The sequence below is a fragment of the Streptomyces zinciresistens K42 genome (assembly GCF_000225525.1).
GTDB lineage: Bacteria > Actinomycetota > Actinomycetes > Streptomycetales > Streptomycetaceae > Streptomyces > Streptomyces zinciresistens.
Genome location: NZ_AGBF01000202.1, coordinates 1 through 11,806 on the forward strand (window position 1 = coordinate 1; position 11,806 = coordinate 11,806).

At 75.6% G+C, this 11,806-nt stretch carries 8 protein-coding genes and 1 pseudogene; 1 reads left to right on the plus strand and 8 read right to left on the minus strand.

The annotated features are described in order from the left end of the window. Nucleotides 1-166: 166 nt before the first annotated feature. From SZN_RS31090 to SZN_RS31105, 4 genes are all read right to left on the minus strand, one after another. Complete coding sequence (locus SZN_RS31090) at nt 167-3,481, minus strand: right-handed parallel beta-helix repeat-containing protein (protein WP_007502833.1); 3,315 nt, start codon at nt 3,479-3,481, stop codon at nt 167-169. 152 nt (nt 3,482-3,633) lie between these two features. Beyond that, nucleotides 3,634-4,899 carry an RICIN domain-containing protein gene (locus SZN_RS31095; RefSeq protein ID WP_007502834.1) on the minus strand — a complete coding sequence of 422 codons (1,266 nt, stop codon included), beginning with the start codon at nt 4,897-4,899 and terminating at the stop codon, nt 3,634-3,636. Next, nucleotides 4,896-5,633 carry a type VII secretion system-associated protein gene (locus SZN_RS31100; RefSeq protein ID WP_086021473.1) on the minus strand — a complete coding sequence of 246 codons (738 nt, stop codon included), beginning with the start codon at nt 5,631-5,633 and terminating at the stop codon, nt 4,896-4,898. The genes SZN_RS31095 and SZN_RS31100 overlap by 4 nt, the downstream gene beginning before the upstream one ends. 250 nt (nt 5,634-5,883) lie before the next feature. Then, nucleotides 5,884-6,081, minus strand: coding sequence for a hypothetical protein (locus SZN_RS31105; protein ID WP_043734083.1), 198 nt, complete (start codon nt 6,079-6,081; stop codon nt 5,884-5,886). A gap of 31 nt (nt 6,082-6,112) precedes the next feature. On the opposite strand from SZN_RS31105, the gene SZN_RS31110 reads away from it, so the two are divergent. Next, nucleotides 6,113-7,273 (plus strand): hypothetical protein, encoded by a 1,161-nt coding sequence (locus SZN_RS31110; RefSeq protein ID WP_007502837.1) that lies wholly within the window; start codon nt 6,113-6,115, stop codon nt 7,271-7,273. Nucleotides 7,274-7,502: 229 nt separating this feature from the next. On the opposite strand, the pseudogene SZN_RS42915 reads toward SZN_RS31110, so the two are convergent. The 4 genes and pseudogenes from SZN_RS42915 to SZN_RS31120 all read right to left on the minus strand — a co-directional run. After that, a pseudogene (locus SZN_RS42915) lies at nt 7,503-7,696 on the minus strand (glycine cleavage T C-terminal barrel domain-containing protein); the annotation flags it as partial. A 26-nt stretch (nt 7,697-7,722) separates the two neighbouring features. Continuing rightward, nucleotides 7,723-7,899 (minus strand): hypothetical protein, encoded by a 177-nt coding sequence (locus SZN_RS41665; protein WP_007502838.1) that lies wholly within the window; start codon nt 7,897-7,899, stop codon nt 7,723-7,725. A gap of 90 nt (nt 7,900-7,989) precedes the next feature. Then, on the minus strand, nt 7,990-9,075 hold the full coding sequence (locus tag SZN_RS31115) for a sugar ABC transporter substrate-binding protein (protein ID WP_007502840.1): 1,086 nt from the start codon (nt 9,073-9,075) through the stop codon (nt 7,990-7,992). A gap of 20 nt (nt 9,076-9,095) precedes the next feature. Next, nucleotides 9,096-11,609 (minus strand): SpoIIE family protein phosphatase, encoded by a 2,514-nt coding sequence (locus tag SZN_RS31120; protein WP_007502843.1) that lies wholly within the window; start codon nt 11,607-11,609, stop codon nt 9,096-9,098. Nucleotides 11,610-11,806 lie beyond the last annotated feature (197 nt).

Genomic DNA, 11,806 nt, shown 5'->3' on the forward strand with positions numbered 1-11,806 from the left:
GAGGCGGGGGTGCAGGCCGCGTCCGGGGCCAGCGCGGCGGGCATGGGGGGCAGTTCCTGGCCCTTGGAGCCGCCGGCGGCGGCCGCGGGGACGGCCGCGGGCAGCAGCAGGGCGGCGGCCAGCCCGGCGCCGGAGAGCAGCCGGGCGGCCCCGCGGGCGGGCGGCCTCATCGTCCGGCCGCCTTCGGGGCCGCCGCGACGTCCTCGGGCACGAGGATGCGCAGATCGTCCAGGGTGGGCGCGGCCAGCGAACTGAGCCTGCCCGCCTGGCGGGTGACCATCGATTCGAGCACCTGCCGGGCCAGCCGGGCGTTGCCGAACGAACGGTCCCTGGGCAGGGCCTCGAAGTACGACCTGAGCACCGGGCCGGTGCCGGGACCGCACTCGTAGCCCATGCTCGCGGCCTGGGCGCGCACGATGGTGACCAGTTCCTCGGAGGAGTAGTCGGCGAAGGTGATCCGGCGCGGGAAGCGCGAGGACAGCCCCGGGTTGGAGGACAGGAACCGCTCCATCTCGTCGGTGTACCCGGCGACGATGACGACGACCTCGTCGCGGTGGTCCTCCATCAGCTTCAGCAGGGTGTCCACCGCCTCCTGGCCGAAGTCCGCGCCGCCGCGCTGCGGGGTGAGGGTGTACGCCTCGTCGATGAACAGCACACCGCCGCGGGCCCGTTCGAAGACCTCGCGGGTGAGCTGGGCGGTGTGGCCGATGTAGCGGCCGACGAGGTCGGCGCGGGCCGCCTCCACCAGCTGGCCCCGGTCCAGGATGCCGAGCTGGGTGAGGATCTCGCCGTAGAGCCGGGCGACGGTCGTCTTGCCGGTGCCCGGCGGGCCGGTGAAGACCAGGTGGTGGCTGAGCGAGGGCACCGGCAGCCCGGCGGCGGCCCGGTGCCGGGCGGTGGTGATGAGGTTGACCAGGTCCGCGACGTCGCGCTTGACCTCGGCCAGGCCGATCATGTCGCCGAGCCGGGTCAGCGGGTCGTCCTGGGGGACGGCGGAGTCGGCGGCCCGCGCGGCGGCGGTGACGGAGACGTCCTCCGGCAGCAGCAGCCGCAGATCGTGCTCACCGACCTGGGCCTGGGAGGCGAGCCGGACGGCCTGGCGGTCCACCATGTCCTCGAACACCCCGCGCGCGGCACGGCCGTTGCCGAAGCCGGCGTCCCTCGGCATCGCCTCGAAGTGGGCGGCGAGCGCGGCGTCCGTGCCCTCGCCCAGCTCGTACTGGTGCTGGGCGCACATGTTCTCCATGATGGCGACGAGTTCGGGCACGGAGTAGTTCTCGAACTCGACGGTGCGCGAGAAGCGGGACGCGAGACCGGGGTTGGAGCCCAGGAAGGACTCCATCTCCCGGGAGTACCCGGCGGCGACCACGACGACGTCGTCGCGGTGGTCCTCCATCAGCTTCAGCAGGGTGTCCACGGCCTCGCGGCCGAAGTCGGCGCCGCCGTTGCCGCTGTCGGCGCTGAGTGTGTACGCCTCGTCGATGAACAGCACGCCTCCCAGGGCGCGTTGGAAGGTCTCGGAGGTCTTGATCGCCGTACCGCCGACGACCTGCGCGACCAGGTCGGCCCGGGAGACCTCGACGAGGTGGCCGCTGCGCAGCGAGCCGAGTTCGGCGAGGATCGCGCCGTAGAGGCGGGCGACGGTCGTCTTGCCGGTGCCGGGCGGGCCCGCGAAGATCAGGTGTCTGCTCATCGGCGGTGCGGACATGCCGAGTTGCTCGCGGCGCTGGGCGAGCTGGGTGAGGTTGACCAGGGTGCGCACCTGCTGCTTGACGTTGTCCAGGCCGATCAGCGCGTTCAGCGCGCCGAGCGGGCCGTCCACGCGGTCCGGCGGGGGCGCGTCCGCGGCGCCGGAGCCGGCCGGGTCGGTGTTCTCGGCACTGCCGGTGCCCCACGCGTCGCGCTTGCCGTTGCCGGTGCTCTTCAGGCCGTCCACGGCGAGTCGTTCGCCGGGCGTGGTCTGCACCAGGCCGCCGCCCTCGTTCTCCCGGGCCAGGCAGTTGACCAGGGAGACCGGTGCGGTGGACTCCACCCGGAAGCCGTCCTGGGCGCCGCCGCTCACCTCGCAGCCGCTGAGGGAGGCCAGCGCGCCCTCTTTCAGCAGGAAGCCGTGGCCCTGCGCCGCGTGCACGGTGGTGCGGTTCGCGGTCAGCTCGCCGCCCGCGGCGACCACCACGCCCTCCTCGCCGGACATCTCCACGCGGAAGTCCCGGACGGTGACGTTGCCGCCGTCCTCGACGACGAGGCCGTGGGTCGCGGTGTCGGAGACGCCGCCGCCGGCCAGGTAGAGCGTGCTGCCGGAACCCGCGCGCACGCCCGCGCCCTTGGGCCGGACGATCTCGCAGTCCTCGGCCCGCCCGCGGGCGTCCTTGCCCGCCGAGATGCCGTCGCCCGCGGGCTCCACCAGACGGGCCCTGCGCAGCAGCGGGTTGGCGCCCGCGCGCACCGCGACGGCGGGCGAGCCTCCGATCACCTCCAGGCGGTCCAGCTCCGGCGCCGAGTCCTCCTCCAGGAGCAGGCCGGTCTGCTCGCAGTCGCGGACCGTCAGCCCGGTCAGCGCCGGGGAGGCGGCGCCCGCGACGCGCAGCGCGGCCCCCTGGGCGCCGTCCACCCAGCAGTCCTCGAAGGTGCCGCGGGCCCGGTCGGTGACGAACACGCCGTGGCCGCGGGTGCGCGAGACCCGGCAGCGGCGCAGCACCGGGTCGCTGCCCCCGGCCAGCGCGATGCCGTTGCCGGAGGCCCCGGTGACCCGGACGTCCTCCAGTGTCGTACGGCCCGAAGTGGTCACGTGGACACCGGTGCTGGTGTCGTGCACGACCGAACGGATCACGGTGAGGGAGCAGTTCTGCTCCAGGGCGATGGACGGCTTGTCCGTGGAGGAGATGTCGCAGTCCTCGACGCTTCCGGTGGCGTCGCCGTTGGCGAGCAGGCCGTTGCCGCGCGCGTCGCGGACCGTGCAGCCGCGCACCCGCGCCTCGCCCTGCTCGGCGAGGACCAGGCCGCTGGTGCCCAGGTGTTCCAGCGTGCAGGACTCCACGGTGGTGGGGGTCGTCGAGGTCACGACGACGCCCGCGCCCTGGGGGTTGCTGATCCGGCAGTCCCGCAGCGCGAGGGAGCCGGTGCCGCCGGCGAGGACCGCGGTCCAGGCGGCGCCGATGATCTCGCAGCCGTCGAGCGCGGCCTGTCCGCGCCGTACGTCCACGGCCGGCAGTTCCGCGTCGCCGCCGCGCAGGGACAGCTCGGAGAGCATCACGGCGTCCGCGCGCAGCGCCAGCACGCTGCCCGAGCGCGGCCGGATCTCGACGGTGCCCCGCCCTTCGGCGGCGGTGAGGGTGACCCTGGTGTGGATCACCAGGTTCTCCGCGTACGTCCCGGGCCGGACGCTGATGAGCGCGCCGGTCCGGGCGGCCGCGAGTGCCTCACCGATCGTCCGGTAGCGGTCCCGGTCCCCCGGTCCGACCGTCAGTACCTGGCGCGACACGCACCAACCTCCTTGCTAGGGCGGCGTCTTCGGCGGCGCCCCCGGGTCCCGGGGGCGCGAGTCGGCGAGCCGACGGTGCCATCATGCCCCGCTGGCGGGGCGGACGGGGGGCCGGGAGCGGTGCTCTCGGCCGGAAGGCGTCCGGCGGGTGCTCAGACGCTCCACTTCTGGTTGTCGGTACCGGCGCAGGTCCACAGTTGCAGCCAGGCGCCGTTGCCCGGGTTGTTGTCCCTGATGTCCACGCACTTGCCGACGACGGTGTTGACGAGGTCGTTGCGCTCGTTGAGGACGAACTTCTGGGCGTTGTTGCCGCTGCACCAGGCGATCTGCATGGGGGTGCCGTCGTTGTAGTTCGCGTTGGCGACGTCCAGGCAGAGGCCGTTGATGCGCACGGTGCCGTCGGAGGCGAACTGCCACTTCTGTGCCACGCCGTTGTTGCAGTCCCACATGAACAGCTTCTTGCCGTCGCCGAAGTCGGCGTTCGGTACGTCGATGCAGCGCCCGGAGTAGTTGCTGCGCAGCGAGACCGGGGCGCTGAAGGTCACGCCCGTCGCGCCCGCGGGCTTGCCACCGCCCGAGGACGCCTCGCCGCCGCCGGACTTCGCGGGCCGGTCCTGCTTCTTCTCGCCGCCCCCGGAGCGTTCCTCCGCCCCGGCGTCCTGCTTCGGCGGCTGCTTGCCCGCGCCCCGAGCGGCGGTGTCCGCGCTCTTCTCGCGCTCCGGCCTGCCGGGAACAGCGGACTTCCCTGTGCTGTCGTCGGAGGCCCCGGCGTCGGGCGGGCCGGCCACGAAGTCGCCCGGCGCGTCCCGCGCGCCGCCGCCGAGCACGGTTCCGCCGGCGGGCGCCGTCCTCGGGCTCTTGTCGTCTCCGTTGCCGCCGAGCACCAGGAAGGGCACCGAGACGAGCAGCGCGCCGACGACCGCCGCGCCGGCCAGTGCCGCCTTGCCCGGCCGCCCGACCGCCGCGGCCTGCGGTTCGGGCCGGTCGATGGCGGTGGCGGTCATGGTCCGTACGAGGGCGGGCAGCCGGCTCTTGGCCTCGGCGGCGGCACCGGCGTCGCCCTCGGACCCGCCGCCGGACTCCGGCCGCGCGGTGTGCCCGTCCGCCGTGTCCGGCCCGGACTCCGGCTGCGTCCCGGACGGGGTGCCCGCCCCCGCCGCGGAACCGGGCTCCGTCCGTGCCCCGGGCTCGGGCGCCGTCCGCGTTCCCGGCGCGGCCTGCGTCCCGGAGCCGCCGGCCGGGACCGTCGTGCCCGCCTCGGCGACCGCGGATTCCGGCTCGCCGGTACGGACCTCCCCTGCCGCCCCGGCGGGCTCGGGCCGGGGTGCGGGGGCGGCGGCGGTCGCGGGCGTCTCCTCCGCGGCGGAAGCGGGCTCCGCGGGAGAGGAGGTGGAGGTGTGCTGGACCGGTCGCGTCACGGGGTCCTCCCTGTGGTGTGGGGCCAGGGTTGCGGAGAGCTGGTGGCCGGTTCCCCGGAGCGGGGCGCGGCCGCGTCCCCGGCTTCCGGTCCGGGCGGGGGATCGAGCAGCCCGTCCACGGGAACGAGCAGGGGGGCGGCGGCTCCGGCGTTGACCATGAGCGAGACACCCGAACCCCGCAGTGAGCGGGCCAGATCCCGGGCCGGGAGCGTGTCATGCGCGAGTGCCGTGGACGTGAACTCGTGTGCCGCCGAGGTGAACACGAGGGCCACCGGGGTCCCGTCCAGTCCGGCCGCCAGGAGCGGCCCGCCGTCCGGTGCCCGCACGACGGTGACCTCCGCCCCGGCCAGTGCCGCGAGCGCCTCGTCCGCCGTTCCGTAGCCGGTCGCGGCCCGCTGCGCCGCCGCGTCCACCGGGTCGGTGGGCTCCGGCCAGCCGAGCACGGCGGCGGAGGGCCGGTAGGCGGGGTTGGGGCGGTACGCGCCCACGTCCCCGGTCCCGTCCGACTGCCACTCCCCGAGCACGGCCCACTCGGGCGGCGTGCGGTCCTCGGTCCATCCGGCGTCGACGACCCCGATCCAGTGGCCGGGCGCCTGGCGCGCGGCGGCGCGAACCGCCTCGGGTATCCCGGGCGCCTCGCCGGCCTCGGCCGGCTCCTCGGTGGCGGGGCCGGGGCCGCCGGGCTCCGCGGAGGGGACCTCGGGGGCGCCCTCTTGCCGTTGTCCGGGCCGCATCTCCACCTGAACTCTTCGATCAGTACACGTACGTGGCCACCGACGTCTCGCGTGTGGACGCGGAGCGGATCGGGGAACCCTCAGGATGCCACACCGGTCCCGCCCGTTGCGGGGCGGCCGGGGTCCGTATCCGCCGTCGACGTGCCCGTTCGCCACCCGGGTGGGGAACTTTCCGGGACCAGGGCGGCGGGAGCGGACAAAGCGCCGAAGAGATGGGGCGGGTGGTACGGCTGATCACCCCCGGTACGGGCTAAGTTGGGGACCGCGGGATCAGCTCGCGGCCCGAGAGGGCGTCGTACCGGTCCGCGGCGCCACCGCGGCGGGTCTCGCGCACCTCGACCACCGGGACCGGGCCGGCCCCGTCCACCTCGGCGCGGCGGCCGTCCGACGCCCGCCGGGTGCACCGGGGTTCGGCCGGCCGCCCGCCGCTGCCGACCCCGTCCGCCATCGAACGCTCCGCCACCGAGGAGGAGTCCCCCATGTCCCCCCAGCAGCAGAACCCCGGCGCGCATGCGGAGTCGGCCGCCGCCCGCGAAGGGGAGGAGACGGCGTCGACGTCCGCGCCGCCCACGTCCTCTACGCCCCCCGGCACCACCGCTCCGCCCCCGTCCGACCCGGGTGAGGCGTCTGCCGGAAAGGCCACCGCAGAGGCCGAGTCGGGCTCCGATTCGGCGAAGTCCGGTGATCCGCGGGCACATTCGGGCGCCCAGGAGGCGAAGTCCGCGTCCGCGACGGCCGAGTCCGCTCCCTCGAAGGCGAACTCGGCTGCCTCCGCGGAGGCCGAGGCGGAGGCGGGTACGGCCGGGACCGGGACCGGTGCGGACCCCGAGCGCCCCGCACCGGGCGGTGGAGGATCGGCACCCGCCGAGGAGACGCGGGCCGCCGAGTCCGCCCAGGCGCGCGCCGAGGGCGTCGCCGTCGCAGCGGCCGTCGCGGCGCCGCCCGGCACCACGTCGCAGACCGGTGTCGGCAGCGGGCGTCCGCGCAAGCCGGTCCTGGCGGGTGCGGCCATCGCCGGCGCCGCCCTGATCGCGATACCCCTGCTGCTCGCGGGGAGCGGCCGGGACGACCGGCCGGGCCCGCCCGCGGGGCTGACTGCGCAGGGGTCCGACACGGTGCTGAACCCGACTTCCGCGCCCGCCGCGCTCGACGACTACGTGGCCGAGAAGCCGAGCCCGCCGGCCAAGAAGGCCGAGCCGAAGAAGACCGTGCCCGCGAAGGCCGTCGCTCCGAAGCACGCCGCTCCCCCGCCGCCGCCGAGCCCGAGCACGCCCAAGGCGAAGCCCAAGCCGAAGCCGAAGGCGGCCCCCCGGCCGAACTGGAGCACCGAGACCGTCTACGCGCCCAGCACCCTGGAGGTCAACCAGGCGTGGACGACCAACCGCATCCGGATGGTGATGCAGACGGACGGCAACCTCGTCGTCTACAACGAGAAGGGCAAGCCCATCTGGGCGACGATGACGTTCGGCCCCAACCACCGGACGGTCTTCCAGGAGGACGGCAACCTCGTCGTCTACAACGGCGACAACCGGCCGATCTGGGCCTCCCAGACGTGGAACCGCGCGGGCGCCCAACTGGTGCTGCGGGCCGACGGCAAGGTGGTCATCGTGCACAACGGCGGGGTGATCTGGTCGACCTGACGGTCGCTCAGCCGACGCCTCGGGTGCCCGAAGGCGTACTCCGTGGCCGCGTCGCGCAGCCGGTCCGCGAGATGACCGGCGCACGAGGCCCGGACGAGAGCCCGGAGCACGGCTCCGGGCTCGTCCCGTGCGACCAGGACCACCGGGGTGCGGGCCACGGCGGACCGGGCGCGGCGTCCGGGTCCGAAGGCACGCGGGGGGAGGTCCAGGGCGCAGCCGTGCGCGAGCACCCGTCACGGCGGGCTCCCTCGGGGTCGTGGAGGACGGCGCCGGTGACGGGCGCGGGCACCGGCCGGTCGCCTACGGGGACATACAGCCGCTCACCGGGGCGGTCGCGCCCGCCCTCGACCAGGGCGAGCGCGAAGGTGCGGCGCCGCGGCGGCCGGACGTGACGTGGCCGGGCGCGGGGACGGGCGGGGCGGGCCGTACCGGGCGCCGCGCCCGCGCGCTCACCGGGCCCGGGTGTCGTCCTCCCTCTCGCCCTCGGCCTGGGAGGGTTCGGTCCGCGGGACGTCCGGGTGCTGTTCGGCGGTCGTGCGCTCGGCGGGCTCCTCGCGTTCGCCCTCGGCCTGGGAGGGGGTGTGCGAGTACAGCCAGCGGTCGTAGTACGAGGCTCCGGTCTTCATGGCCGACTCCCTTGGTCGTTCTCCCTCGGTCGTTCTCCCTCGGTCGCTCCCCTCCATGCTGCGCCCCGCGCGGGGAGCGGACCAGCCCGGTCAGCGGGTGATGCCGAGCCGTTCGCAGGCGGCGCGCAGCGACGGGAGGCAGATCTGGGCGACGGTGTACACACCCGTGTCGACGAGGGTGCGCCGGATGTCCCCGGCCGTGACCGCCCTGGGCGTGAGCAGGATGGACGGGATGCCGGCGCGGGTGGCGCTGTCGAGGGTCGTCGTGGCGACCGTGCCGGCCCCCGCGCCCCGGCCGAGGGCCACGGCCATCGCGGACGCCGCGGCGGCCTCCTTCTCGAAGGGCTTGTACACCGTCATGTACTGCTCGCCCCGGACGATACGGCGGACGGCCGCCAGGTCGGCGTCCTGGCCGGTGATCGGCGGCGGGTCCGCGACGCCCGCCCTCCTGAAGGCGGAGAGGGCGCCCGCGGCGATCGCGTCGTTGACGGCGAGGACCCCGTCGATCCGGTCCGCCCCGAGGGCGGCGAGCGCGGCGCTCATGTCGGCGTGGGCGCGCTCCGGGCTCCAGCCGGCGGTCGCGTACGACTCGGCGATCTCGGCGCCGCCGCCGACGAGGGTGGTGAGCGCGCCTCTGCGGAACCAGCCCGCGTTGGCGCTGCTGGGATCGCCGTTCAGCATCACCACGCCGGACCCCCGGCCGCGCTCCCGCATCGCCTTCAGCAGTGCCTCGCCCTGGAGGCGGCCGACCTTGGCTCCGTCGAAGCTGACGAAGCCCGAGATCGGGCCCTCGGCGAGCCGGTCGTAGGCGACGACCGGGACCCCCGCCCTGCGGGCCTCCTCGATCGGGGAGCGCAGGGCCTTGCTGTCGGCGGCGGCGAGGACGAGGACCCGGACCCCCTTGGTGATCATGGACGTCATCTGGTCGCGCTGTCGGGCCGCGTCGTTCTCGGCGTTGGCGTACTCCAGCGTGCAGCCGCCGCACAGCGCCTTGAGCCGCTCCTCGACGAGGGGCCGGTCGGACTGCTCCCAGCGCGGTGTGACCCGGTTCGGCAGGAGCAGTCCGACGGTGAAGTTCTCGGTGTCCGCCTCGCCCGGCCCGCCGCAGGCGGCGAGCGGTCCCGCGAGGACGGCCGCGACCAGGGCCGCGACGACGTGCAGCGTACGGGTCCGCATCGCCCCTCGCCTCGTTCCGTTCAGGGTCCCGGGTCCGCGGGGGCAGCCCCGGCGGACGGCACGGTGATCTCGCTCCACACCTGCTTGCCGCCCGCCACCGGCACCGAGCCGCTGGCGTCCGACACCGCCTCGACCAGCAGCAGGCCGCGGCCGCCGGTCGACTCCCAGTCCACGATCACGGGCTTGGCGGGCGCCCGCGGCGAGGAGTCGCTGACGCAGACCCGCACCCGGTCGCCGCGCAGCATCAGGTCGAGCCGCACGGAGCCCCGGGTGTGCACGAGGGCGTTGGTGACCAGCTCGGACACCACGAGCAGCACCGCGTCCGCCGCCTCCTGCACCTTCCAGCCGCGCAGGGTGCGCGCGGTGAAGCGGCGGGCGTGCATGACCGCGTCGGGCAGCCGCCACACCTCCCAGCCGGCCCGGATGGGGCGGGTCCGCATCCCGTCGTAGCGCATCAGCAGGACGGCCACGTCGTCCTCGCGCGGCCGGCCGTCGCCGAGCAGGGCGTCGGCCATGCGGGCCGGGTCCGCCGGGTCGGCGGCGGCGAGCGCGGCGCGGGTTCTGTCCATGCCGACGTCCAGCGGCAGGTCTGCGGCCTCGACCAGGCCGTCGGTGACCAGGGCGAGCACGGTGCCCGCGGGCAGCGCGACCGCCGTCAGGGGGAACTCCGCGTCGGCGAGGATGCCCAGCGGCGGCCCGCCCTCGACCTGCACCTCCTCGGTGCTGCCGTCGGGGTGCCGCAGCAGCGGTGCCAGGTGGCCGGCCCGCACGAACAGGGTGTTGCCCTCCTCCATGTCGAGTTCGACGTAGCAGCAGGTGGCGAAGAGGTCGGTCTCCATGCCGACGAGCAGGCGGTTGGCGTGCGAGACGACCACGTCGGGCGGGTGCCCCTCGACCGCGTAGGCCCGCACGGCGGTCCGCATCTGGCCCATGATCGTCGCGGCGGCGGCGCTGTGCCCCTGCACGTCGCCGATGACGAGCGCGACCCGGTCCTCGGACAGCGCGATGACGTCGTACCAGTCGCCGCCGACCTGGAGTCCGCGCCGGGCGGGCAGATAGCGGGCGACGGCGGTGCCGCCGGGCAGCTCCGGCAGCCGGCGCGGCAGCAGGCTGCGCTGGAGCATGGTGGCGAGTTCCTGCTCGGCGTCGTGCGCGTGGGCCCGCTTGAGGGCCTGTCCGACGAGTGCCGCGGTGGCGGTGAGCAGGGACCGCTCCTCCGGGATGAACTCGTGCGGGCGGTCCCAGCCGACCAGGCACACGCCGGCGACCCGGCCCCGGGCGGGCAGCGGCAGGACGGCGAGCCCCCCGGCGGCGATGCCCGCGAGCGCCGGCTCCAGCGGGGCGCCGGCGGGCCACAGGTCCATCCGGCCGTCGTCGAGGGCGAGTTGGAGGGTGGGCAGGGTGCGGATCGCCGTGTCGGACGGCTCGGCAGGCCAGGGGGGCCGCCACGGGCGCGGCCAGGACTCGGGGTCGGGCGGGTCGAGGAGCGTGACCACGAGCCGGTCGTCGCGCACGTCGGCGAGGACGACGCGGTCGGCGCCCAGCGGCTCGCGCAGCGCGGTGACGGCGACCCGGCCGACCTCGCCGACGGTGACGGCGTCGTCGAGCGCGGCGGTCAGCCACTGGATGCGGGAGACGTCGTCGGCTGCGCGGCGGCGCACGGAGCTGGCGGTCACGACGCCCAGCAGCCGTTCGGGGCCGCACTCGGTGCCCTGCCGCGTCCGGCAGCTCAGGCTCAGCCAGCGCAGTTCGCCGGTGGGGCGGCGGACCCGGAACTCCAGCTCCCTGCGGCCGGGGGCCGGGGAGGCCGGCTCCAGTACGGACATCAGCGAGGGGATGTCCTCGGGGAGGGCGTGGGCGAGGAGGGTGTCCGCCTTGCCGTCGAAGGCGTCGGGCGTGATGCCGACGAGGTCGAGGAGGGTTTCGTCGGCGTCGATCAGCCCGGTGTCCGGTTCCAGGACGAAGGAGCCGGCGCGCAGCGCGCGTACGGCGCGGGCCAGGGCGGAGACCGGTGCCCCGGGAGCGGGTCCGGCCGGGAGCAGCCCGGCGACGGCGTCGGCGTAGCGCTCCAGGAAGCGCCGCTGTCCGGCGTCGAAGCCGTCCGCGGAGGTGCCCACCACGACGAGGCAGCCGAGCCGGGTGCCGTCGCCGGTCAGGGGCAGCGCGCCGAGCGAGGCGGAGCGGGCGTGCGGGGGCGCGGGGGCGCCGTCGGGGTAGGAGGCGAGGGCCGCGGCGGTCAGCCACAGGGTCCGTTCGGTGCGCAGGGCGGTGGCCGCGGCGGAGCCGCCGGAGAGGGCGAGCCGTGCGGGGAGCCGGTACCCGGGGGTGTCGCAGCCCGCGGTCTCCAGCAGACGCAGGTCGTCCGCGCCGTCGGCGGGCACGTAGACCGCCGCCAGCGCGGCTCCGGCGAAGGCCAGGACCCGCTCGCTCGTGGCGGTGTGCGGCGCGGGAGGCGCGGGCCGGGCGCCGGCGGTGCCGGGCTCGTATCCGCCGGGCCCCGGGACACCGGTCCGGGCACGGCCGTCGTGGGGCATGTCCGCAGCTTCCTCCCGTCCCTGCCGGAGGTGCCGAAGAAGATCTTCCGGCCCGTCCGCGCACCATGGCGAGGACCGAACACCAGAATCGCATATCCGGATGAGCCCGACATACCTGTTCGACGGATTCGTGAGGCCGCTGGCAGGGGGCTCGCACCTGCGTTCGCAGAACCCTGTGGCCGGTGTCACACTGACCA

What these genes read in the sequence shown, in the direction of transcription:
- SZN_RS31100 (WP_086021473.1), bottom strand. Translation starts at nt 5,633, where the DNA reads ATGCGGCCCGGACAACGGCAAGAGGGCGCCCCCGAGGTCCCCTCCGCG.
- SZN_RS31105 (WP_043734083.1), bottom strand. Translation starts at nt 6,081, where the DNA reads ATGGCGGACGGGGTCGGCAGCGGCGGGCGGCCGGCCGAACCCCGGTGC.
- SZN_RS31110 (WP_007502837.1), top strand. Translation starts at nt 6,113, where the DNA reads ATGTCCCCCCAGCAGCAGAACCCCGGCGCGCATGCGGAGTCGGCCGCC.
- SZN_RS41665 (WP_007502838.1), bottom strand. Translation starts at nt 7,899, where the DNA reads ATGAAGACCGGAGCCTCGTACTACGACCGCTGGCTGTACTCGCACACC.
- SZN_RS31115 (WP_007502840.1), bottom strand. Translation starts at nt 9,075, where the DNA reads ATGCGGACCCGTACGCTGCACGTCGTCGCGGCCCTGGTCGCGGCCGTC.
- SZN_RS31120 (WP_007502843.1), bottom strand. Translation starts at nt 11,609, where the DNA reads ATGCCCCACGACGGCCGTGCCCGGACCGGTGTCCCGGGGCCCGGCGGA.